This is a genomic window from Nostocoides jenkinsii Ben 74, assembly GCF_001046875.1.
GTDB classification, from domain to species: Bacteria; Actinomycetota; Actinomycetes; order Actinomycetales; family Dermatophilaceae; genus Nostocoides_A; species Nostocoides_A jenkinsii.
Map to the genome: position 1 here is coordinate 1127323 of NZ_HF571038.1, position 24591 is coordinate 1151913.

Here is a 24591-nt window from a genome sequence, read left to right on the forward strand (position 1 = left end):
TCGAAGGGCGATCGGCAGGTCGGCGTCCAGGGACTCGACGCCACCACCTGGACCGAGCGTCAGATCGCTGGAGCGGAGCGCGTGACCTTGGAACGGCGCGGAGACGACGCCGAATCGGGGCGCCTCGTTGTCGCTGGCGTCCTCCCGGCCCGGCTGGTGCGGTGGCAGGGCGTGGACGAGGCAGACCCGGCGGTCCAGGAGCACATCGTGCCCCTGCCCGAGATCGCGGCGGCAACCGAGGATCCGGGGGACACTGAATCGACAACTCCGGAACCGGTGGCCACGGCAGCAGTGGCCGGTGACGATGTCGCGAATCCGATGGGAGTCATCGCGAGCGAAGAGGATGCGTGGGACGCCGCGCAGATCGATGACTTGTGGGAGAACACCATGGCCGGCGGCATCGAGGATGCCGCGGTGCGGCCCGCGGATCAACGACCACCCCGGCGCACCTCACCGCCACGTCCGTCGCTGGTCGAACCCATCGCGCCGGCACCCGTGGCGCAGATTCCTGACCCGCCCAATCTCGGTATGGCCGCGCCCAAGCCCTCGGAGCCGGCCCCCGCGTGGCTGTCCGGGAGCCGCGAGAGTCATTTCATCGAGGCTGTGCCGCGACAGTATCCGGTGCCGCCTCGATTAGGTGGTCCCGCCCGTCTCGCGTCAGGCAATCCGGCCCAGCACCCTGCGATAGTCGGCGACCATGACGGCGAGACCGTGGCTCGAGCCTCCCTTCCACTACCGACGAGCGTGCCTATCGACCGTCAGCCGGAAGGCGTCGAGGCGGCCTTTTGCCCGGATCGACACCCGAACGCGCCGCTGTCGTCGATCTGCCGGATCTGCGGCGCGCCCGTATCCTCGATAACGTCGCGCATCCCTCAGCCGGTGATCGGGCGCCTTGTGCTCAGCACCGGAGGCGCGCACGACCTGATCGGGACGATCATTCTCGGGCGGAACCCGCACGGCGACCGGTTCCAGGGTGGCTCGGCCCCGCGCCTGGTGAGCTTGCCCTTTACCCACATCTCCGGGACGCACCTCGAACTTCGCGTTGAGGCGTGGGATGTGCTGGCGTTGGATCTGAAGTCGACCAATGGCACCTACCTTCGGCGCGGCCACGATCCGCTCGTCCGGCTCCCGCAAGCCCCAACCACACTGCGACGCGGCGACATCCTGGAGTTTGGTGATGGTCTCCGGATGGCCTTCGAGGAACTGCCATGACGGGGCGCGTCGCCCCCGAGCTCGTGGGTTTTCGGTTCCTGGAGCACCTGGGCAGTGGTGGCTTCGCCGATGTCTACAAGTACGAGAACCTGGGGCGAGCCGTGGCCGTCAAGGTGCTACACGGCAACCTCGGCGCCGACAACCAGCGCGCTTTCGAGGCGGAAGCCCACACCATGGCGAAGCTCTCGAATCACCCGAATGTGGTGAGTATCTTCGACGCGGGGCGGGCCCAGTCCGGCAGCGCCTATCTCGTCATGGAGTTCTGCCCGCCGCCGAATCTCGCGACCCGTGTTCGTGGTGGCGGTGGTGTCTTGACCCCGCGCCACGCCCTCGAGATCGGCATCCAAATTGCGGGGGCGGTGGAATCAGCGCACCGGTTGGGGATTCTGCATCGCGACATCAAACCGGCCAATATTCTCGTCACCGAGTTCGGTCGACCGGCGCTGACAGACTTCGGGATCTCCTCGTCGACGAGCGTGCCCGATGCCTATGTGGCCGAAGGGGTTTCGGTTCCGTGGGCGCCACCAGAGCAACTCACTCGGGGCGGTGACCTCACCGCCGCCGCCGATGTCTATGCCCTAGCTGCAACCCTGTGGACGTTGCTGGCCGGCCGGGCACCGTTCGAGGAACCGACGGGACCCAACGACGCGCTGGCCATGGCCAAACGCATCCGCACTGTCCCGCCACCGCGCGTTCCCCGACCCGATGTCCCCGAGTCGCTGCAGGCAGCGCTGATGAGCGGATTGGCCAAGGCCCCGACGAATCGGTTCGCTACCGCGGAGAGCTTCGCTCGAGCGTTACAGGCTGTTCAGGCGGAGCTACGCCTTCCCATGACCACGATGGATGCCGTCCAGGTCGTTCCCGTGGGTGGCAGCGGGGCGGCCGGTGCACCGCCGGCACCGCCGGGAACCCGTGTCGTCGGGTTCGTGTCGATCGACCCGGAGGAGGCGCCCGAACGCACCGTCGGCCGTGACGGTGGCCCGACGTCGACCACGTCGCGTCGGATGATTGATCACATCGGGACCGGTCGTGGCCCAACCTCGTCGTCCTGGGACGTCGCGGGGGAGGTCGTGGGCGGTTCCGCGAGGACTGACACGAGTAGCGTGGCCGTGGGTGACGGATCGTCACCGCCGCGGGGCGGAAGCGTGCAGTGGGTCTTGGTCGGCATCGCGGCCGCCGTGGCGGTCGTTGCCCTCGCCCTTCTCGGTCCGCGACTTCTCGGGGTGGTCGCGTCAGACGCGCCGGCGCCGTCCTCCCCGACGGTGCTTCCGGCCGATGCTCTCGGGGCGAGCGTGCCCGACGTGGCGGGGCTGGCGATCGAGCGAGTCGAGGGCCGCGTTACGGCGTCCTGGCAGCAGGTCGACACGACGACATTTGAGGACCTGTATCGCTTCTACGACCGCGACGAGAAACCGGGAGAGTTCCTGCCTGCCGACGAGCCCGAGGTGACCGCGTCGGCGAGCACGAAGGACCTTTGCATTGACGTCGTTCGTCGGAATCGCACGACGGGGGCCAGTTCCGCACAGATCGCCACGAGGTGCCTGCCATGACCGATCGCACGTTGACCGTTGACTTTGCGGGGGAGATCTTCACCATTCACAGTGGGGAGTCCTTCACCGTCGGACGTGAAGGCGACCTCGCCATCGACGACAATCCCTACCTCCACCGCGTCTTCCTGGTCATGGAATTTCACGGCGACCTCTGGTGGGTGGCCAATGCGGGAAGCCATCTCGCTGCGACGTTGACGGATCGCAGCGGACTGATGCGCAGTGCATTGGCACCCGGAGCACGGGTCCCCCTGGTGTTCCCCGAATCGGTCGTGACCTTCGCGGCTGGCTCCACGGCATACGAACTGTTGGTGACTACTTCGGCCTACGACTACATGCCCCAGGCTCATCGGTTGCCCATCGGTTCAGGAACCACCATCAACCCGACCCCCTGGACGCCGGCCCAACTCCTGGCCATTCTCGCCCTGGCCGAGCCCCTCCTGCGGCGGGCCGGCACGGGTTCGGCCGAGGTGCCATCTGCCGTCGCCGCAGCCCGGCGGCTGGGATGGACGCAGACGCGGTTCAATCGCAAGCTCGACAACATCTGCGACAAGCTGATCGCCGTCGGGATCTCGGGCGTGCGGGGTGCCCCCGGCGCAGGCGCGAGCAATCGACGCCTCCAAATCGTCGAGTATGCCGTGTCCACGCTGCTCGTGACGCCCGCCGACCTGCCGCTGCTGGAGGAGGAGTCTCGCGCCAACGCATTGGCCGCGCGGGCGGCAGCGGCCGCTTCCCGCGCGGGCGAGAACGCCGGCGCCAGACCCGTGTAGTCCTGACTTTGTAGGACTGCCGCTCCTCGCGAGTGCCCGCTGAGATAGTCATCGGCGCGCACGGTGGCGCCGGGAAGGGGTACTGGTGGCGCCGATCGGGTCGCTCGGATGAGACTTCGGGTCGGATTGAGCCGGGGTGCTGGCCACCCCTCTTCGAATGTGCGCATCACCGCCGACGCAACCGTCACGGTGGGGGCGTTGGCTTGGGCGCTACGCGCGGCCGATCCGGCCGGTGCTGCACATCCGCTAGATCAACCCTGCACCCTGCGTGTGCGCGGGCACGGCACTGATCGCGTGCTTCAGCCGGAGATTTCGCTGCTCGACTCGGGCGTGCGTTCGGGGTCGATGATCGAACTCAGCTATCCGGCCGCTGACGACCGTGCCGACCGGACCACTGCGGTGATCATCCGAGTGCTTGTCGGTCCCGACGCTGGCAAGGAGGTCGCTCTTCCGTTCGGCACCTCCGATATCGGGCGGGCCACGGGCTGCCAGGTCCAGTTGGCGGATCCTCAAGTCAGCAAAGTGCACTGCCGCATCGCGGTCAGCGAGCGGATCGAGATCATCGACAACAACTCCGCCAATGGTGTTCTCGTCGGTGGGGTCCGGGTCAACCGGGTCGCGCTCGGGGTGGGCGAGACGGTCACCATCGGGTCGAGTGAGTTGATGGTCTCGCGCGTTCACGCGGCGGGCGAGACGCTATCCACCTCCACGGACATTCCGTATGTCCGCTCTCCGCGCGTTCTGCAGCGGCCGACTTCGCGGGTCATCGAGTTGCCGGCCGCGCCTGCGCCCCTGGACCCGACGCCATTCCCCTGGTTGGCAATGGCCGCACCCTTGGTGATGGGCGGCGTCATGCTGCTGCTGTCGAAGAATCGCGGCTTGAGCTTGGTGTTCATCGCGCTCTCACCCATCCTCATGGTGGCGAACTACCTAGCGCAACGCCGCCAGGGCAAGCAGCGCCAGAAGAACGCGCTAGCCGTCTTCACCGAAGGGATCGGCCAGGCCGAGACTGACCTGCGCACCGCCCACGAACACGACCGGGCGCGACTGCGGGCGTTGCACCCTTCCGTCGCGGAGTGTGTCGCCGCGGCCGACCGCCTCGGCGACATCTTGTGGTCACGTCGACCCGAGCACCCGGAGTTTCTGCACGTCCGACTCGGTGACGGCGCGATCCCGGCATTGACCACGGCGGAGTATCGACCGACGAACGCCCTTCCGGAACTGGCGAAGCGAGCCCGTGACCTCAGCGACGCGTCGGTGCTGCTTCACGACGCACCCGTCACCGCCGACTTGCGATCCTCTGGCGGCGTGGGCCTGTGCGGTTCCTCGGAACTGGTAGACGGCGTTGCCCGCGCCCTCGCCGTTCAAGTTGTCTCACTCCACTCGCCGGCTGAAGTGGTGCTCGCGTGCCTGACGTCTGCCTCGGGAAAGGCGCGCTGGTCGTGGTTGGAGTGGCTCCCGCATACGGACTCGCCGCATTCCCCCTTGGGGATTCACCTATCTGCGGACTCGGGCTCGGCGCGCTTGCTCTTGGAGCAGTTGGAGCACGTGGTTGAGGCTCGTCTCGCCGCTGGCAACGTGAAGTCGCGCCTTCGGGGGCCGATGGATGCGCCGGAGAAGCACGACGCGCCGGCATTGCCAAGCGTCTTGGTCATTTGCGATGAGCCGCTGGCCGACCGGGCCCGATTGACTCGCCTGGCCGAGCGCGGGCCGGACGCCGGTGTCCACATCCTCTGGGTGACCCCGAATCGAACCGACCTGCCGGCCGCTTGCCGCGCCTTCCTCGACGTCTCCGACGGTACTGGGGCGACGGTGGGCCTCATTCGTGAGGAAGTTGTCGTGCGCCCCGTCCGGTGCGAGTCCGTCGACGCAAAGGCGGCAGCGGGATTTTCCCGCATGCTCTCGCCCGTCGTCGACGCCGGCGCCCCGACCGAGGACGACTCCGATCTCCCGCGCTCAGTGCCGGTCGTCACCGCTCTAGGCGTCGAGTCGGTCGACGATCCGCAACTGGTCCTGTCGCACTGGCGCGAGAACCTCAGCTTGGTCGCGCGCACGGGCCCGCCGCGCCGCCTCGACCGAGCCGGCGACTTGCGCGCCATCATCGGACACGGCGGCACCGAACCGTTCGCCTTGGACCTGCGAGGTCAGGGCCCCCACGCCCTCGTCGGTGGCACCACGGGTGCTGGCAAGAGCGAGTTCCTCCAGGCCTGGGTTCTCGGACTGGCCCACGCCTATAGCCCGGATCGGGTCACCTTCCTCTTCGTCGACTACAAGGGCGGAGCGGCCTTCGCCAAGTGTGTCGAGCTACCGCACTGCGTCGGCCTCGTGACCGATCTTTCGCCGCATCTCGTGCGTCGTGCGCTGCGCAGTTTGCGGGCCGAACTGCGCTATCGCGAGCACCTTCTGCAGCAGAAGGGGCAAAAAGATCTCATCGACTTGGAGAAGACCGGCGATCCGGACTGTCCCCCGAGCCTGATCATCGTCGTGGACGAGTTCGCGGCACTGGTGGGCGAGGTGCCGGAGTTTGTCGACGGGGTTGTTGACGTCGCACAGCGCGGTCGCTCACTTGGCCTTCATCTCATCCTGGCGACCCAGCGACCGGCCGGAGTCATCAAGGACAACTTGCGGGCAAACACCAACTTGCGCGTCGCGCTGCGAATGGCCGACGAGCACGACTCGATGGATGTCCTCGGTTCCTCGATGGCAGCACACTTCGATCCATCGATCCCGGGTCGGGGTGCGGCCAAGACGGGTCCCGGCCGGATCGGGCTCTTCCAGAGTGCTTTCCCTGGCGCTCGGACGCCGGCCGAGCCGCCACCGCCCCCGATCGACGTGGTCGAACTCGACTTCGGTGCGGGCACGGCGTGGAAGATGCCGGCACCACCGCGAGTCACCGACGAGGTCGCTAAAGACATCGAGCGCGTGGTGGAGACAGTCAAGGAGGCTGCTCTCGCCGGGGGAGTACCGGACCCCCGCAAGCCGTGGCTGGAATCCCTCGCCGAGGTCTATGACCTGCTCAAACTGCCGCAGCGCCGGGATACGGAATTGGTGCTCGGCGTCGTGGATGATCCCGACAATCAGGCACAGGTCGTGGAGTACTTCCGGCCCGACACAGACGGAAATATCGTCTACATCGGCGCCGGGGGCTCCGGCAAGTCCACCGCCCTTCGGGCCCTGGCCGTCGCTGCCGCCTTCACGCCACGTTCTGGTCCGGTGCACGTCTATGGCTTGGACTTCGGCGGCGGTGGTCTTGCCTCGCTGGCGCCCATGCCCAACGTGGCCAGCATCATCGACGGCAGCGACGAGGAGCGGCTTGGACGGATGCTCCGGCATGTGAGCGCTCTTGTGGAGGAGCGCTCGCAACGCTTCTCGGCCGCGCGGGCCAGCACTCTCACGGAGTATCGCGCGCTGTCCGGGGCACGGGACGAGCCGCGCATTCTGGTGCTGCTAGACGGGTTCTCGACCTTCCGCAACGACTACGAGCTCACGCCTGGTCGGACAGTTCTTTACAACCAGTTCGTCGCGTTGCTAGGTGACGGTCGCGGAGTCGGCGTCCACGTCGCCATGACTGTCGATCGCCCCAGCGCCATGCCGACCGCGGTGATGTCAGCCTTCCAACGCAAGGTTGTGCTGCGCCAAGCCGGTGACGATGCCTATCTTCAGTTGGGCGTCCCTCGGGATGTGCTGGCCAGTACGAGCGTGCCGGGCCGGGCCATGCAGGTGGACAACCCGCAAGAACTTCAGCTGGCCATTCCCGGACCCGATGTCAACGTGGCGGCGCAGGCCAAGCTCATCGAGAATCTCGGACGCTCGCTGGCACCGCGGCACCCGCATCGGCCGGAGCCCATCCGCAGCCTCCCCAACCTGGTACCAGCAGACGAAGTGCCCAACGAGATCGACGGCCAGCCTGTCCTCGGGATGCGCGACCGCGATCTCGGCTTTGCGCCATTTCCGGTTCACGGGGTTGTCCTGCTCTCGGGGCCCGCGGAGTCGGGTCGGACGGCCGCAGTGCGGTGGCTGGCCGAGTCCGTCCACCGCAAGTTCCCCGAAACGCCGCTGGTGCACATCTCAGCGCGACGATCATCCATCGCCGGTCACCCGATTTGGCAGCGATCCGCGGTCGGCCTGGAGGACGTCGGCGCCGTCCTGACGATCCTGAAAGACCTTGCGGCGCAACCTAGTGCGGAGGGAATACCAAATATGGCGGTTTTCGTCGAGTACCTCCCCGAGTTCGTCGGGACGTCCCAGGAGTCGCTCTTGACCGAAGTGGTGACGCTCTGCCGCCGCAATGGCCACCTGTTGGTCGCCGATGGCGAGGGCAGCAGTTGGGGCAAGTTCTCGAGCTTGGCCAACGAGTGCAAGGCGGACCGTGTCGGGATGTTGCTCCAGCCCGACCAAGGTGACGGTGACTCGTTGCTCCGCACGCCATTGCCGCGGTGCAAGCGCACGGACTTCCCGCCCGGACGAGGATTCTGGGTCGCTGCCGGCAAGGCCACCCGCATCCAGCTCCCGTTGGTCGGGTGATCGCCATGTGCGTATGGGGATCCCCGCCGTCATGTCGTTATCGACGGGTTGCCCAACCCATCGACAACCGATTCGACCTCGGGCAGATTCAGAGTCGAACAGAACAACCGTTGTCAGGAGAGGAGCGAGCACGATGACCGGAGCCACCGATCTGCACATCGATTATGACCAAATCGACGCGGCGGTAACGACTACGACGGGAATTCACGCCGAACTCGATCAGACGAATCAGCAATATGACAGCCTCGTCAGTTCTGTCGGTCATTCCGGCCTTGCCGACGTCATTAGCAATTTTGCCGGCTCGTGGGCAATCCATCGTCGGCACCTGCTGACCGAAGTCGAAACGCTGAATGGCAATTTGCGTCGGATGCGTGATGACTTCCGGGCAACCGACCAGCAGCTCGCCCCGGAATCCGGTGGGCAGGGAGGTTCGCAGGCTGTCCCCGCCTCGACTCCTGCACCCGCCACCCCTGCCCCCGGCTCCGCGAACCCCTCTCTGCCGTCGCCGCCGCCCGCGGCGGCGGTCGACCCGAACTCGCCTCCGTCAGAGCCGACGGGGACGACCCCGGGGCCGGGCGGGGCCGATCTGCCGGGGCCCGACGCCCCGAGAGACGATTCCTATCCGGTCCTGCCGGACCCGCGTCCGGCAGAAGAACCGACCGAGGGCGACACGCCCCAAGAGGTGCTGGCGGATATCCATGAGGACAGCGAGCAGTTTTCGACCCTGTTAGGGAGTTGGGCTCGTGAAGCAGTGCGCCTGGACTCCCTGGGGATGCCCCTCTCTCTCCTGGGTGCGGGGACGCTGTCCCTATTGGCCATGTATGGCAAGTTGCCGCCGGGCTATTCCATGCGCCCCGACGGCAGTGTCGTCAAAGCCGGGGCGAGCGCCGGCTCGTCCGCTGCTGGGTCGACTGCGGCTGACCTGCTGGCCCCGTCCGGCACCGACAAACCGGCCGCAACCGCCGACGCGCCGCTCTCCCCTGACGAAGTGCGCGACTTGCTGACGCCGTTGGAGCCGAGCGAGGGCGACGTCGTCGCGGTTGATTCGGACGCGGTTGATTCGGTGGATGAGCTGCCGGAGTCCGTGGACGACAGCGGGACCATTCCCGACGGTGCCCCGTCGGCTCCGGAGCCGCGCCCGATGGATGACGTCGCTGACGCGCCGGGGACTGGGACAGGTTCGACGGCTGGTTCGGGTATGCCCCTCCCGCCGCCTCCCGCCGACGCGTCCCCCCCGGTGGCGACGGGTGGCGGAGCCGGCGGTGGGTCCGCGCCCACGTCCGCCCCCTCGGGTATGCCGCTTCCGGCCTCCCCGACGGAGGTGGCCGCCCAACTCCTGGCCCCCTCGGCTGGCTCTTCGCCGCCGGTGGGTGTGGCCGCGACGGCGGGCTCGGCCGCCGCAGCAACAGCGGCACTTGCCGCGATGGCGACCCCGGCCGCACCGGCCGCCGCGGCCGTTCCCGCACCGCGCCCCGACGTTGCCCCGCATGTCGCCGCAATGGGTTCGCTCTCCGCCATGAGTGCCCCGATGAGTTCGGGTGCTAGCGCGGGATCCCTCTCGGTCCCCGGCGGCGGTCCGGTGGCAGGTGTGCGTGGTGATGCCGCGGAGCGCGTGCGCGCCGTGCGCGAGGCACTCGATCGACTGGGGGACGAGCGTGAAACCGATGACGCAAAGGAGACCACTCGTGACTAATCGACCGGGGCGTGATTGGACGCCGCTCGGCTATTGGGCCGACCCCGTACCCGGCGACGGGTCAGAAGTGCAGGCCTTCGCGGACATCTTCCGTAAGACGGAAACGTCACTGGTGAGTGCCCGGGATGCTCTTCGTCCGGTGACCAATGGCGACATGATCGGGGTCCGCGCCGACAACATCCGCACCGAGGCCAGCGCCGTCGAAAGCAAGCTCGGCTTGGTTCAGACGCGCTACGCGGCGGCCGCCTCCGCCCTCCAGACGTATGGCAACCAACTCGTGGACTTCCAACGTCGCTCCCTGCAGATCTTGGACTCTGCGGCGGGGCCCGCGCGCGATCTTCAGTCGGCCCAGGGCGACGCGCGCTGGCGCTATGCGCAGCTGCTCGTCATGCTGCCCGGTCCGGAGCGCGACGAGAAGATCATGGATTACAACCGGGTTCGCGCCCGATCCGACGCGTTGAAGAGCGAGGTCGATCAGGCCAAGGCCGAACTCCACCGCATCATCGAGGAACGAGACAACGCGGCCTCGACAGCGGCCGCGACGATCCGCAGCGCCGTCGACCACAGCGGTTTGAACGACACCCCTTGGGACATGGCGAAGGAGTTCGCGGCCGAGGCTCTGGATTTCCTGGACAGGAACGCGTCCACAATCGGTGACGTTCTTGACCGGATCTCCCTCGGTGTTCTGGCAATTTCGCCACTCTTTGGTCTCGCCGCACCCGTTGTGGCTCTCATCTCGCGAGTCATCGCCGCGGTTGGTGCAGGATTCTCCGTCTACGGGGCGTTTCGCGAGGCAAGTCGCACCGGGGATTGGGGGAAGTTTGCAGTCACGACAGCCTTTGCGATTGTCTCCATCATCCCGATGGGGAAGGTGGCGGGCAAGACGTTGTCGGGGGTTGCAGGAAAGTCAGCCGAGAAGGTCGCTGTCCGAAGCCGAAGTCTCTCGCAATTCATGTCCACTGTTGGGAAGGGAAAAAAGCTCTCGGTAATCAACAAGCTCGCGCTGACAGATACTTTCATCCAGACAAAGAAGGCGCAGCTTGTGAAAGCGGTCGTCCGGGGGAATCGAGATGTTTCGTATAGGTGGGTTTCCACTGCCTTGAAAGTGGTGAACGGTTTGGAGGAGAAGGCGGTAGAAGGCTGCATCAATCGGTTCACGACATGGTTGCCTCGTTATCCCCCGATCATCATTCAAGGGACGCATTGCCCGCCAATGGCGGTGCCGGCATGAGTTCCTTCGACCTCACGGTGCCCTCGGGGTGGCTTCGTCTTGACCCCCGTGATCCGGATCCGGCGACTCTCGAGCGACTTGCCAGCCCGCAAGCGCGAGGGGTTTCTCGTCCGGATTGGGACGCGGTCGGTGCCGCACTCATCGGACAGCTTCAACAGATGTGCGCGAGCCTGGCGGAGTCGGGCTCGCTGATCGTCCTGATGCCCGATCCCACCAACCCGCTCGCGCTCTGGCAGCCGGTGATCTCGCTCGGCCCCATCACCTGGGGCGAGGGGGTCGAGCCGATGGCAGTCCTGGCCGGGCTCACGGCCAATGATCCGAGCGCCCACGTTTATCCGCTTGATGTGGCCGTGGCCGTGCGCACGCACGCCAGCACGACCGTGCCGACGACGGACGTCGTGTCGGCCGCGTCGCGGCTGGGGGTGAGCAATCCCGGTGGCCTCATCGGCCGAGATGCGGAGGCCGAGTTGCTGATCACGCGCGAGCAGTTCCGCTATGTGATCGGCATCCCGAGCGACGCGCAGGCGTGGGTCGAGGCCACCTGTGTGGCGACCGTCCCGCGACTGCCCGATCAACCCGACCCCATGCCCATGCTGCAGGAACTCTTCGACGACCTGCTCGCCAGCTTTGAGTGGACGCCATGATCCGAATCAACCCCAGCACGCTCGAGCCCCTGACCTCGCTCGACGTCCCCGCCTGGCACCGCGTCCCGCTCGGCGACGATTCGGACGTTCTGGCCGCGTGGGCCACGGCGAGCGCCGAGCAGGTCGCGACCGAGGCCGATCGGCCCGACGATGCGGTCACCGCCGCCGCGACGCTCCTGGCGTTGGCGACGCCGGAGACGACACCGGATGTGTCCGCGCGCCTGATCTTCTTGCCCGACCTCGGGAGCACCGGCATTGCGTATGACGTGATCGCGCTCGACCCTACGGGAGCCCCGGACGACCAGATTGAGGCCTTCCGAACCGTTCTCGACGCGGAGCGGGTCGGCGACGGTTCGCTCATTGACGTCACCGACGAGAACGACGTGGTCGTGGGACTGCACAGCTTCCAGGTGGTCGAGACCGACCCCCTCCCCCCGGGCGGCAGCGCCGTCGTGCCGATCGCCATCTCCCGGTGTGTCATTCGCCGGACCGCAACCCCCCTCGGTGCGATCGATCTCCTGGCCATCGGGGTCTGCCCCGACGTCGAGTTGGCCGCGTTCTCGATGTATCCCCTCCACAGTCTCCTGCTCGGCGATCAACTGTTCGAGTAGGCGCCAGCTCGCTGGCTCGCATCCCGCACCCATCCAACGAAAGGTCCGATCACCATGGCAAATATCACCCTCGACTACGAATCGATGCGCAGTGAAGCTACCGCGCTGCGCAATAGCGAGGAGCAGATCAAGAGCGAGCTCACGGCCCTCAAGGGGCGCGTGACCAACCTGGTTTCCAGCGGCTTCGTGACGGAACGCTCATCGGGCGCTTTCGACCAGCGCGTCGATGATTTCAAGCGTGCGTCGGACGCGACGATCTCGGCGCTGTCCGATCTCGCTAGCCAGCTTGAGCAGATCGTCCAGACGTTCGCCGACACCGACACCGCCACCGCGGGCTGAGGGAATCAACGACAGAGGTCGGCATGGCTGGTCGGACACGATGGCGACAGGAGCGCCGCGGCGCGGCGCTCCTGTGCGTCATCGCGTCCGTTGTCGGAATGCTCGCGGCGTTCCACCGCGGCATACCTGTGGCCGATCTCGACCTCAACGACGGCGGCGTCTGGGTCACCAATGTCTCCGATCGGCTCGTGGCGCACCTCAACTACCCATCCCGGACTCTCGACTCCGGCGTGCGTCCCGGGAGCGGCAACTTCGATGTCAGCCAGAACGGCGATGTCGTGGTCGTGCACGACAACGAGCACCTGAGCGCGCTGCCCCTCGACCCGGCACTCGCCACGTTGGGCCAACCACTGACCGTGCCCAAGGACATGGTGCTTCTCCACGGCGGATCCACGGCGTTGATCGTCGACGCGCGGGGCGGGCGCGTCTGGGCCGTGGATGCGGCCCGGCTCGTCGGCTTCAACCCGGCTAGCGAGCCAACCGTCGCCAAGATCCCCGGAGTCAAGGCCGTCGTCGGGCTCGACGGCGTCGCTCACCTCCTCACCCCCGACGGGAAGGTCCGGCGGATCAGCGGAGGAATGGGTTCCTGGGTCGTCACGGATGACAAGGCGCTGACGGATTTCGCCGACAACCCGAGTGTCACGTTGACGGCAATCGGGGACCAGATCGTCGCCGTGGACACAGTCAAGCGCATCGTCTGGTCGTCCTCCGGCCGCCGTACCCTTGGCCCCGGCGAGGCGGTTGTCGTCCAGCAACCCAGCGCCCCGAGCACCACACTCGCGCTCGCCTCCGCCAACGCGCTCCTCCAGGTTCCCCTCGGCGACGGGGAGCCAGCCACACGGCCCATACCTGCCGCTGGCGCTCCAACAGCGCCCGTCGTCGTCGCCGGCTGCACGTATGCCGCGTGGTCGGGTTCGGGAGACTTCGTCCGCGAGTGCCCCGGCACCACCGACGACGTGGTCACCACGTCCCCGAAGCTCGCCGCAGCCAAGGATGTGGTCTTTCGCGTCAACCGCGATGTCGTCGTCCTCAACGACACGGTCAGCGGTGACGTCTTCCTCGCCGACCACGATCTCACCCTGGTCAACAACTGGAGTGACATCAGCGATCAGGTGAAACAGCGGGACAAGGGCGAGTCCGACACCGTCGAGAACGTCACCAACGCGACGCCAGGCAAGCGCAGCGAGCGCAACCATCCGCCCGTCGCGCAGCCGGATGAGTTCGGTGTGCGCCCGGGCCAATCCACCACCCTGCCCGTGCTCGCGAATGACCTCGACGAGGACGGTGACATCCTCACGGCGTCGGTGGCCAAATCGCCGCGGCTCGGCCGATTGCGTCCCGTGCGCAATGGTGGCGCCCTCCAAATCGACGTCGCCGAGTCGATGTCCGGCTCCGGATCGTTCGTCTATACCGCCTCGGACGGCCGAGGCGGCGAAGCCGAGGCGCGGGTTGACGTGCGGGTCCACCCGTGGGCGGAAAATGGGCCGCCCAAGGCCGCACGAGCGAGTCGGGTTGTCTTGGAGCGCAAGGGCGAAGCGCGTTACAACATCTTGCCCGACTGGAGTGATCCGGACGGCGACGTGCTCACCGTTACGGACGCCAAAGCCGCAGCGGGCCTGGAGGTGCGCTTCCGGCCGGACGGGTTGATCACCATACGAGATCTTGGGACGGAGCCGCCGGGCCGACGCGAGGTGGCCGTCACCGTCAACGATGGGAAGGCCGAGACAGAAGGGAAGGTCGCCGTCGAGGTCAAGGGTGGTGGCAATATCACCCCGGTCGCGAACGCCGATCACTATCGGGCCTTCGTCGGACGTGACCTGGTCATGTCGCCACTGGCCAATGACGTCGACGCCAATGGCGACACCCTGCGCATGGTCAAGATCTCGCGACCGGGCAGCGGCGCATCGATCAGCGCTGACCTCGTGCGCGGTCAGGTGACCTTCCGCGCTACGACGCCCGGAACCCGCTATCTCGACTACCAAGTGACAGACGGGCCGTCTACGGCACCAGGGGTCATCCGCGTTGATGTGGTGAAGCCCGCCAAGGACCCAACTCCGTTCGCCGACAACGACTTGGCGCTGTTGCCCGCCAAGGGGTCGGTGCTGGTCGACGTCCTGGCCAACGACGATGACCCGCTCGGTGGGGTGCTGGTCGTGCAGTCCGTCGACGTCCGACCGGGAACCGCACTCGCCGTCGAGGTCGTCGATCACGGGCTCCTGCGCGTCGCGGCCCCGGGTGGGCAGGTTCGTCGCACGAGCTTCACTTATCAGGTCTCCAATGGGGAGGCATCGGCGACCGGCACGGTCACGGTGATCCCCGTTCCCCCGAAGGCCAATCCCGATCCGCCCATCGCCAGGGATGACGCGGCACTCGTGCGCGCCGACGACATCGTCACCATCGCGGTGCAGGACAACGACCTTTCCCCGGACGGACTGGCGCTCAATCTCGACCCCACCTTGGACGTCGTCGACGGAGCCGACCTCGGCACCTTCTTCGTCTCCGAGGATCGCGTCCGCTTCAAGGCGGGGCGGAGCGCGGGCCAGGCGACCGCGACCTACACGGTGCGGGACACCCGAGGCAATTTCGCCTCCGCCCAAGTGGTGGTGAGCATCCGGGCGCTGGATGGCAAGAATGCACCGCCCACTCCGCAGCCGTTGACCGCTCGGGTTCTGGCCGGATCGAGTGTGGACATCAGCGTGCCGCTGGATGGGATCGACCCCGACGGGGATTCCACTCAGGTCGTCGGTCTCGCGAGCTCACCGGCAAAGGGTGCCGCCGCCACGATCGACGGGCGCATCCATTACACCGCCCCCCAGGACGCCGCCGGGACGGACTCCTTCACGTATGCCGTGGCCGACGGTTTCGGGGCACGTGGCACTGCCGTCGTGCAGGTCGGCATCGCCCCGCCGCCCACGGTCAACCAGGTGCCGGTCGCGCTGCCCGATCTGGTGACGGCCCGACCCAGGGTGGATCTCGCCATTCCGGTCACCGCCAACGACTTCGACGGTGACGGGGACCCGATCACGTTGGTCCTGACGAGTGTGGAACCCGTGAGTTCGCAGACCACGACCGTCGCCAACGCGAGCGGCGACCGGGTCACGCTGACGACCCCGGATGCCGAGACGACCTTGCAGTATTACTACGCAATTTCGGACGGTCGAGGTGGACAGGCACGGGGTGTCCTGAGCGTCGAGGTGACCGCCGACGCGCCGCTGGTTCCCCCGATCGCGCGCGACGATCTCGTCGAGCCGGCGGCCGTTCTTGGCAAGGACCGGGTGACGGTGCCGGTGACCGTCAACGACGAAGACCCAGATGGCACGGCCGCGAATCTCCGGGTCGCGAGCACGGCGCCCGGGGTTTCGGTGTCCGGGCAGGACCTCATCCTCCCGGTCACCGACAGTCGACAACTTGTGGTCTACACGGTGACCGATCCCGATAAGCAGTCGGCGACCGCGGTGGTCACGATCCCCGCCCGGACGGCCGTCCCGCCGACCCTCAAGACTGAGAAGCTGCCCGTGCGGGTCACCGCTGGCCAGTCCGTCGCCATGGCCTTGTCCGACTACGTCCGCGTTCGGGATGGTCACGCGCCGCGGATCACCTACTCCCGCACAGTGCAGGCGGGCGCCGGCTGGGACGGGTCCGATCTGGTGACCAATGCGCAAACGATCACGTATGGCGCTGCCGCCGACTTTGCTGGACAGTCGTCGGTCACCTTCGAGGTGACCGATGGATCGAGACCCGATGACCGTGACGGCCTCGTCGCGACCCTCACGATCCCGATCGAGGTGGTGGGTCGCGGGAACACCCCGCCGGTGTTCCACCCATCCGAGATCACGGTTGCGGCCGGTGAGCCGGCCACCGTGATTGATCTTCGACCCATGGTGACGGATGCCGACCCCGGCGATGCCGATCGGCTGACCTTCTCTCTCGGCGCCACCCCACCGGGCTTCACGGTGTCGCTCGACGGCACGCAACTTCGCGTGGCGGCCCCGCCGGATGCGGAGCCGAACTCCGCTGCCATGCAACGCGTAAGGGTGACCGATGGCGCGACGGATCCAGTCGAGGCCACCCTGCCTATCCGCGTCATCGCCTCCACGCGACCCTTGATGACGACGCGAGACGCCGTCATCGAGGACGCGAACGCCGGCGAGTCGACGTCCGTGGACATCACCGACTATGTCACCAACCCGTTCGCCGACGATGGCTTGCCGATCACCCTGGTCGGGAGGCCGGTGGTGGAGTCCGGAGCAGGATCCGTCACCGCTAGTGGAACCACGCTGCAGATCACGCCAACCCCTGGCTCGTTCGGCCAGTTGGCGATCGGCTATCTCGTCGCCGATGCGACGACGAGCGTCGAGCGTCAGGTCCGCGGGAGGGTGCTCCTGAACGTTCGGGCCGCGCCGGAACCGCCAACGGCAGTCACCGCCGAGTCGACGATCTCGCGCACAGCCACCGTGTCATGGACCCCCGGACAGGCCAATGGGGCCCCCATCACCGGATTCACCGTGACCTGGGAGGGCGGTAGCAAGAAGTGCGCTGTCGTGACGTCATGCACGATCACCGGGCTGACCAACAATCAGGTCTATCGCTTCGTGGTCACGGCGACCAATGACGTCGGCGAATCCAAGCCGTCCGCCCCCTCCAACGAGGTGCGCCCCGACGAGAAACCCAAGCCCCCTGGCACGCCGTCGGTCGAGGTCGGCGACCGTCAATTGTCGGTGTCCTGGGCAGCGGCGACGACGGAGGGATCGCCCGTGACGGATTACGTCGTGGAAGTGAGTCCGCCGCCGAGCAGCGGCGGCGAGCAGCACGTCGGCGTCATGACGTCCATGGTGTTGACCGGCTTGAGCAACGGCACCCCATACGTCATCCGGGTTAAGGCGTTGTCGGGGACGAGCACGGAGCCGTTGGAGTCGGAGTGGTCGCCGGCGTCGGTCGCGGCGACGCCCGTCGGCCGCCCGCTCGCGCCACTGGCTCCGAGCGTCCGGATGAACGACGACAAGAATCTTGAGCCGTCGGCCACGGTCTCGTGGAACGCCCCGGACGGCAATGGGGACGACAACCTCACCTATGTCGTCCGCAATGTGGCAACGGGCCAAGAGACCTCGGCGGGTTCCGCCCGGACGCTCACGCTGCCCCTGAGCGTCAGCGAGCGGTCGCAAAGCTTCACCGTTCGCGCATCGAACTCGGCGGGCGACGGCCCGAGCTCGCCGGCGTCAGACCCAGTGCGCGCCTTCAAAGCGCCGGGGCCGGTGAGCGGCCTCAGCGCGGAGGCTACGGGAGTCAACAACCAGGCCCGGGTGCGGTTCACCCCCGGCGCCGCCAATGGCGCCCTGGCGAGCGAGCTGAGCTACCAGTGGCAGGCCGGCTCGGCGAGCGGCACGCTGCCGTCCGGTGGCGGCGTCATCGACAGTGCCGCCTTCATCAACGGGCAGAACGTCTCGCTCACTGTCCGCGCGCTCGCGGTGGTGGACGGTGTCTCGGCGTATGGTGCGGCCGCTCCCGCCGTCGTCGTCAACGCCTTCGGTCCCCCCGGCGTCCCGACCGTGGCCGCGCAAGGCAATGTCAACGACGTGCTGCTGAGCTGGAACGGTAGCAATGCCGGCAACGGTCGGCCCATCACGGCGGTCCGCATCCGCACGACCGACGGTGACGAACAAGTGGTCGAGGTCAGTGGCTCCCGAACTCAGGGAAGTGGACGCAACCTCAGAAAGTGGATCGAGGCGCAGGTCCAAGACAGCCAAGGAACCTGGGGGTCGTGGTCCGGGAGGGCGGCCGCGAATACATGGGGCGACGCCTATGAGGAAACTACCCACGACTACAGCTGTACCTATATCTCCGGGTGCCGGTGGGTCTTGGTGACGCTGCGGCAATGGAATCCCGGCTCTCAGGTCTACTGCTGGGTCGGCGGCACCTACGGCCATCCGAACTGGTACGCGACCGTCACCGTGGATGGCAACGGCAACGCCGGACCCTTTGGTGGAAATCCACGCCTCTTCGACACAGCCGGCGATGCCATCCCGGATGGGAGGAACACCGTTGAGTGCCGACCGACTTAGGCCCAGGCGGGACGCACCGCCCGACGACCGCACATCGCTCTCTGCCCCGGCCACCCGACCCGAAGGAAGAACCCGTGCCCCTCGCCCCTGAGAACGCCACCTGGTTCGCCGAGACCTTCGCGCGCCTGACCGACAACATCGGCCAAGCCGTGCTCGGCAAAGCGCCCACGGTGCGCCTTGCCCTGACCTGCCTTCTCGCGGAGGGCCACCTCCTGCTCGAAGACGCCCCGGGCACCGGCAAGACGGCGCTCGCGCGGGCGCTGGCGGCGACGGTTCAAGGCTCCCACTCGCGCATACAGTTCACTCCCGACCTGCTGCCCTCGGACATCACCGGCGTCACGATGTTCGATCAGCAACGGGGGTTGTGGGAGTTCCATCGGGGACCGATCTTCGCCTCAATCGTGCTCGCGGACGAGATCAACCGCGCCTCACCCAAAACCCAGTCCGCACTGCTGGAGATCATGGGGGAGTCGCAGGTCACGGTCGACGGCACGCGGTATGACGCGAGTCGCCCGTTCATGGTCATCGCCACCCAGAACCCGATCGAGCAGGCGGGGACCTACCGCCTTCCGGAAGCTCAGCTCGACCGCTTCCTGATGAAGACCTCTCTTGGGTACCCCGAGCATGCGGCGGCAGTTCAGGTGTTGGCGGGGTCCTCCCGGCCCGATCGGACCAAGGCGCTCGCGCCGATCATCGCCACCAAGGCGGTGGCCGACATGGCCGATCTCGTTAACGATAACCACGTCGACGACGCCGTTCTCGACTACATCCAGCGCCTGGTCGAGTCCACCCGCGAGCATCCGGACGCACTCCTTGGCGTCTCCACCCGCGGCGCCATCGCGATGGTCCGGGCGGCACGTGTCTGGGCCGCGGCGCAAGGTCGCAATTACGTGCTTCCCGACGATGTCAAGGATCTCGCCGATCCTGTCTGGACGCACCGGATCGTGATGTCTCCGGATGCCGAGTTCCACGGCGCCAACTCGGCCTCCGTCCTGGCGCGCGCGCTGGCCGACGTCGCGGCGCCCATGGTGCGCGGTCGAGCGTGAGCCGATGACCGCGCCCACCGAAGCCGTCCCGCGGCGCTGGCGAGTGCCACGCCCGAGGATGCCGCGCGGCCTTCGGGGGATGCCGCGCGGCATACCACGGGTCGTTGCCAGGGCTCGCGGACTCGACCCGTGGGTGCGGACGCGCCTAGAGCCCCTCGTCTCTGCGTTCAGAGCCGCCACCGACATCGTGACGCGCCGCGGCTGGCTGGCTATTGGCGCGGGTGTCGCCGCGACCGGTATCGGTCTTTGGCAGGGCTGGGTCGAGGTCCTCATCCTTGGCATCGCACTGCTGGCCACCGCCGGCCTCGCGGTGTCGTGGACGTTCGGCCGGATGGCGTATGCCGCCACCATCGAGCTCGATGCGACGCGGGTAGTCGAGGGAGAACAGGCGTTCGGTCGCGTCGTCGTGCGCAACCGTGGCGGGCGCACGCTCTTGCCCTCGCTGATCGAGTTGCCCGTCGGGCGGCGCTCCCGACGCTTTGAATTGCCGTCGCTGGCCGGGGAGACAGATCACGAGATTCTGTTCGCGGTGCCAACCCGCCGGCGCGGTGTCATCACCATCGGACCGCTGCGGTCGGTGAAGGTGGATCCCTTCGGTCTCTATCGGCGAGAACGGAATTGGACGGAGCGGGCGACCCTTTTTGTGCACCCGCGCACGGTTCCGGTGGGCGCACAGGCAACGGGCTTCCTGCGCGACATCGAAGGCGTGACCAGCCACAACCTCACCTCCTCGGATGTCGCCTTCCACGCATTGCGCGAATATGTGCCCGGCGACGATCTGCGCACCGTGCACTGGCGGACGACCGCGCGCACGGGGCGCCTGATGGTGCGTCAGTTCGAGGAAACGCGTCGCTCGCATCTGCTGATCGCACTGTCGCTTCGCCGAACGGACTATGCGGCTGCGGCCGAGCTCGATGCGGCGGTGTCGACGGTGGGATCGCTGGTCAAGCAGGCCCGGCGCGAAGAACGCCAAGTCGACGTGGTTACGAGCGCCGAGCGGCTCAGCGTTGCTTCTGCCGCGATCCTGCTCGACCAGTTGTGCTCCGCCGAGGTGCAGGATGAGGCGCCACCGCTGCGCGAGACCATCGCGGAGGCACTCGTCGCCGCGCCAGGGATCTCCATGATCATCCTCGTCAGTGGCTCGGCCGCGTCGGCCGAGGACTGGCATGGGGCCCATCGTCAGGCACCGCTCGACGCCTTCGTGGCTGGATTGCGTATGACCGGAGCGAACGGCACGGCCGCGCGGCGCCGGCTCGGGGGAATGGTCGTGGTCGACGTGCCGGCGCTGGGGGATCTCCCGCGCGCAGTCAGGGTGATGCGATGACCGGACGCATTCTGATCAGTCCCGAGTCGACGAGCCAGACAACCACTGTCCGCGGCCGCACGATGACGCTCACGGGCCCAGCCCTCGACGTCGCCATGATCCTGGCTCTGCTGGGGGTTGGTGCGCTGTCCTTCGGGCCGGCCTTCGGCGGGATGCGCGGCTACCTCACCGCCGGTGTCGGCGTTGCCGTTGGGGGTGCAGTGGCCGCGGTCGCCCGCTGGCGAGGTTGGGGGGTCTTGTCCACCGCTGGCGCCGTGCTCATCGCCTATCTCGCCCTCGGCGGACCCCTGACCATTCCGGAGACGACGATCGCTGGCGTCGTGCCGACGCCGACGACGCTGTCGCAGCTGGGTTTGCTGCTCGCGCGGGCGTGGCGCGATCTGTTGACTGTCGGTATTCCCGCAGACGGTTTCCCCGGTCCGGCGGTCGTCCCCCTCATCACCGGACTTGTCTGCGGCGCGCTGGCCATCGGCAGCGCGATCCGGGGACGTCGCGGCCGCGCCGCGCTGGCCGCGAGCGCGTTGCTGGTGCTCGCCATCCTGTTCGGCGTCAAGTCCGTGCCCTTGGCGCGCTGGCAGGGCGGAGCGCTCGCTGTCCTGGCGTTGGTGTGGGCGCTGCTGGCGCATCCGGCGACGGCTGACTCCTCCCGCGCGGAGGGAGCGCGGGAGGAGTCAGCCAGTGGATGGCGTCGTGGTGGATGGCGTCGTGGTGGACTGGCCGTCGCGATGATGGCTGGGGCCGTTGGCCTGGCACTCGTGATCGCTCCGACACTGTTGGCGCACAGCAACCGCCATGTTCTGCGCGATGACGTCGTCCCGCCCTTAGACCCGCGCGCCTTCGCTAGTCCGTTGGCGCAATACCGGCACTTAGTAACCGACCTCAAGGATGTTCCCCTCATGACCGTGGCGGGGTTGCCGTCCGGGGCGCGATTGCGCCTGGCCACCCTCGACTCGTATGACGGCATCGTCTACAACGTCGCCCAATCCTCGGCGAGCTTCCTGCGCATCGGGGGCCGGTTGGATCTCGCACCGCCGACGGGACCGATCAGCCGACTCGATATCACTGTCGACGGTCTCACCGGTCCCTGGCTTCCCGGTGGTGGGGACGTGCGGGAGCTCTCCTTCGCTGGACCGGCTGCCAGGGAGCAAGCCCGGTCGCTTTATGTCAATCCGACCACCGGCACGGCGCTGACCGCCGCGGGCATCGGCAAGGGCACGCGGTATGTCGCGTCCGTAGCCCTGCCTCCCACGCTCGATCGTGATGCTCTGGCGACCCGGTCCGTCCGCGAGGTGGTGATGCCGCCAACCGAGCGCGTTCCGGAAGTGGTCAACCGGACGGCCACGTCGTATGTCGAGGGCAAAACCCAGCCCTACGACCAATTGCATGCGATCGAGGAGCAGTTCCGCGAGTTCGGCTTCTATTCCGACGGGTCCGACGGCAAGTCTCGTGCTGGCCACACGGCCGAACGGATCAATGCCTTCCTCAGCGCGCCGCAACTCATCGGCGACGACGAGCAGTATGCCGTGGCGATGGCCCTGATGGCCCGCTCTCTTCAACTCCCGGCGCGGGTGGTCGTCGGCTTCTACCCGGCCGCCACCCCGGCCAGTGGCCCCCTCGTCATGACCGGCAAGGACGCCCATGTGTGGGTGGAAGTGGCCTTCCAACCGGACTCGTGGGTGGCCTTCGACCCCACCCCCGATCGCGACCGCATCCCCAAGACGACGGCCCCGAAGCCCCAGGACCAGCCGACGCCGTTGGCGGTCACGCCACCGGACCCACCGCGCACCATCGCGGACAAACGAACCGATATCAGCACCTCTCGTCCCCCGCCGTCACCCCCGGTCGTCGACCCCCCGGCGGTGGGGAAGATCTTGCGGCAGGTGGTACTCATCGGTGGGGCCCTGCTCGCCCTGGCCAGCCCCTTCTTGCTTATCGCCGGGCTGAAGCGCCGACGCCGGCGACGGCGTCGGGCAGGCAGCCCATCGGCGGGCGCGAGTGGAGCTTGGAATGAGGTCGTGGACCGGGCTACCGACCTTGGCCACCGCATCCCGCGAGAACTCACGCGGGCGGAGGGCGCGGCATACCTCTCCCATGCCTATCCGAGTGCCGCCGCGATCGCGGTTGCCCGGGAGGCCGACCGGGCGACCTTCGGTCCGGTCGAGCCGACGGCCGCGGAGATCCACACCCTCTGGCAGGAGGTCGATCGGGTACTCGGCCGTATGAACTCCGCCGCCGGCCGTCGCCGAGCGTGGTTGGCGCGCATCTCGCTGCGCTCGCTACGCCGTGCTCAAGGCGCTCCGACCGCGACCACTCGACGACCTCGCGTAGGTCGGCGCCGCCTTCCTACGAATCCCGAGAAGGAGTCCTGATGACCCTCGCTCCGCAGCCGCCCTCATTGCCGCAACCTCCCAGCGGGCCCCCGAGCGGACCCCCGTTGCCGAACGTCCCACGCCCCGCCACGGGACTGCGGATAGAGGTGGAGTATCCCGCGCTCATCGGCTACGTCCCGGCCAGCTTCGGCCAGCGGGCGGGCGCCGTGATAGTCGAGAGCGTCGTGTCGACGTGCGTCATCGCCGCCGCCTTCGGGCTGGCCGTGCTGATGGCGCAGGGTGGTGCCATTCCGGCTGAGGGACTGGCATTGATGGCGTTCGTCGTCCTGGCCTATGGCATCGCCTCGCTGTTCGTCATGCTCAAGCACGGTGCTTCCATCGGCGGGCTGATGATCGGCCTGCGGCACGTCAGCTCAGTCACCGGGGAGTTGGCGCACGGCGCCGTCGTCGGCAAGCAAGTGATCAAGGGCCTGGTCTCGACGATCACGTTGGGTCTTGGCAATATCGCCCTGTTGATTCTGAGACCGCCGTCCAACCAGCATTGGGTCGATCGGGCCGTGGGCGTCGTTGTCGTCGACATCAAACGTGGCCGCGATCCGCGACGGAAGGCGGCGGCGCCTGCGGTGGCGCGTGGGGCCGCGCCGGGCCCCGCCCCGGTGCCGGCGCAACCCGCCATGGACCCCGCACTTCCGGGAATCATCCAGGCCGTTCCGGGTGGCGTCCAGCGGCCACCGGTTGCGGCGCCGGTGTGGCCTCAGAACTCTCCGGCTGAGAATGCGTGGTCTGCCCGCCCAGCCCCGGTGATCAAGGACATGCGATCGGTGGATGGCCAGGCGACCATGCCTCCGCCCGTCGAGGACGGCTCCGGCACGGCCACCACGATGCGGCGTTCGGGCATGTCGGTGACCGTGCTGCTGGATAACGGCCAGCGCATCCACATCGATGGCCCCGTGTTGCTGGGCCGCAACCCTTCGGCCGTGATGGGGTTCGAGCAGGCTCGTCTGATCCCGGTGCCCGACGAGGCTCGGTCCATCTCCAAGACTCATGTGGCGCTCGGCCCGGCCGGTTCCGGCGTGTGGGTGCAGGACCTTCATTCGACGAATGGCGTCACAGTGACCGAGCCCGGGAACGGGAGCCGGCAGCTCGGCGCCGGTGAACGGGTGACCGTGATGCCCGGCGCCCGGGTGACGTATGGCGATCGTTCTTTGGTCGTCGGCGGCTGAGTGAGCGCACCATGACCAGATTCGCGAGTTTCTGTCCG

The 24591-nt window shown here is 67.6% G+C and carries 14 protein-coding genes; all 14 read left to right on the forward strand.

The window, feature by feature from the left end; translation table 11 throughout:
* Positions 1-1212: FHA domain-containing protein (locus tag BN13_RS05215; RefSeq protein ID WP_048544997.1), on the forward strand; the 1212-nt coding region annotated here is incomplete at its 5' end.
* Positions 1209-2762 carry a serine/threonine-protein kinase gene (locus tag BN13_RS05220; protein ID WP_048544999.1) on the forward strand — a complete coding sequence of 518 codons (1554 nt, stop codon included), beginning with the start codon at positions 1209-1211 and terminating at the stop codon, positions 2760-2762. The genes BN13_RS05215 and BN13_RS05220, both read left to right, overlap by 4 nt.
* Positions 2759-3529 carry a hypothetical protein gene (locus tag BN13_RS05225; protein ID WP_048545001.1) on the forward strand — a complete coding sequence of 257 codons (771 nt, stop codon included), beginning with the start codon at positions 2759-2761 and terminating at the stop codon, positions 3527-3529. Before BN13_RS05220 ends, BN13_RS05225 begins: the two co-directional genes overlap by 4 nt.
* A gap of 159 nt (positions 3530-3688) precedes the next feature.
* Positions 3689-8053, forward strand: coding sequence for an FtsK/SpoIIIE domain-containing protein (locus BN13_RS05230; protein WP_048545003.1), 4365 nt, complete (start codon positions 3689-3691; stop codon positions 8051-8053).
* 133 nt (positions 8054-8186) lie between these two features.
* A complete protein-coding gene (locus BN13_RS05235; protein WP_048545006.1) occupies positions 8187-9746 on the forward strand; it encodes a hypothetical protein in 1560 nt (519 codons plus the stop codon).
* A complete protein-coding gene (locus BN13_RS05240; RefSeq protein ID WP_157038450.1) occupies positions 9739-10977 on the forward strand; it encodes a hypothetical protein in 1239 nt (412 codons plus the stop codon). The genes BN13_RS05235 and BN13_RS05240 overlap by 8 nt, the downstream gene beginning before the upstream one ends.
* Before the next feature lie 158 nt (positions 10978-11135).
* Positions 11136-11621 (forward strand): hypothetical protein, encoded by a 486-nt coding sequence (locus BN13_RS05245; protein ID WP_162199918.1) that lies wholly within the window; start codon positions 11136-11138, stop codon positions 11619-11621.
* The gene (locus BN13_RS05250) at positions 11618-12232 is read left to right on the forward strand and encodes a hypothetical protein (protein WP_157038452.1); all 615 of its coding nucleotides are present in this window, start codon (positions 11618-11620) and stop codon (positions 12230-12232) included. The genes BN13_RS05245 and BN13_RS05250 overlap by 4 nt, the downstream gene beginning before the upstream one ends.
* Before the next feature lie 54 nt (positions 12233-12286).
* Positions 12287-12571 carry a WXG100 family type VII secretion target gene (locus BN13_RS05255; protein ID WP_048545013.1) on the forward strand — a complete coding sequence of 95 codons (285 nt, stop codon included), beginning with the start codon at positions 12287-12289 and terminating at the stop codon, positions 12569-12571.
* Positions 12572-12594: 23 nt separating this feature from the next.
* Complete coding sequence (locus BN13_RS05260; protein ID WP_048545014.1) at positions 12595-18630, forward strand: Ig-like domain-containing protein; 6036 nt, start codon at positions 12595-12597, stop codon at positions 18628-18630.
* A 74-nt stretch (positions 18631-18704) separates the two neighbouring features.
* Complete coding sequence (locus BN13_RS05265; protein ID WP_048545016.1) at positions 18705-19676, forward strand: AAA family ATPase; 972 nt, start codon at positions 18705-18707, stop codon at positions 19674-19676.
* Positions 19677-19680: 4 nt separating this feature from the next.
* Entirely contained in the window at positions 19681-21000 is a 1320-nt protein-coding gene (locus BN13_RS05270; RefSeq protein ID WP_162199919.1) for a DUF58 domain-containing protein, read from the forward strand.
* On the forward strand, positions 20997-23369 hold the full coding sequence (locus tag BN13_RS05275; protein ID WP_048545020.1) for a transglutaminase family protein: 2373 nt from the start codon (positions 20997-20999) through the stop codon (positions 23367-23369). The genes BN13_RS05270 and BN13_RS05275 overlap by 4 nt, the downstream gene beginning before the upstream one ends.
* Positions 23369-24553, forward strand: coding sequence for an RDD family protein (locus tag BN13_RS05280; RefSeq protein ID WP_084733580.1), 1185 nt, complete (start codon positions 23369-23371; stop codon positions 24551-24553). Before BN13_RS05275 ends, BN13_RS05280 begins: the two co-directional genes overlap by 1 nt.
* Positions 24554-24591 lie beyond the last annotated feature (38 nt).

Coding starts and splice junctions, on each gene's coding strand:
- BN13_RS05245 (WP_162199918.1), top strand. CDS start 11,136: ATGTGCGCGAGCCTGGCGGAGTCGGGCTCGCTGATCGTCCTGATGCCC.
- BN13_RS05270 (WP_162199919.1), top strand. CDS start 19,681: ATGACCGCGCCCACCGAAGCCGTCCCGCGGCGCTGGCGAGTGCCACGC.
- BN13_RS05280 (WP_084733580.1), top strand. CDS start 23,369: ATGACCCTCGCTCCGCAGCCGCCCTCATTGCCGCAACCTCCCAGCGGG.
- BN13_RS05235 (WP_048545006.1), top strand. CDS start 8,187: ATGACCGGAGCCACCGATCTGCACATCGATTATGACCAAATCGACGCG.
- BN13_RS05255 (WP_048545013.1), top strand. CDS start 12,287: ATGGCAAATATCACCCTCGACTACGAATCGATGCGCAGTGAAGCTACC.
- BN13_RS05220 (WP_048544999.1), top strand. CDS start 1,209: ATGACGGGGCGCGTCGCCCCCGAGCTCGTGGGTTTTCGGTTCCTGGAG.
- BN13_RS05275 (WP_048545020.1), top strand. CDS start 20,997: ATGACCGGACGCATTCTGATCAGTCCCGAGTCGACGAGCCAGACAACC.
- BN13_RS05250 (WP_157038452.1), top strand. CDS start 11,618: ATGATCCGAATCAACCCCAGCACGCTCGAGCCCCTGACCTCGCTCGAC.
- BN13_RS05260 (WP_048545014.1), top strand. CDS start 12,595: ATGGCTGGTCGGACACGATGGCGACAGGAGCGCCGCGGCGCGGCGCTC.
- BN13_RS05225 (WP_048545001.1), top strand. CDS start 2,759: ATGACCGATCGCACGTTGACCGTTGACTTTGCGGGGGAGATCTTCACC.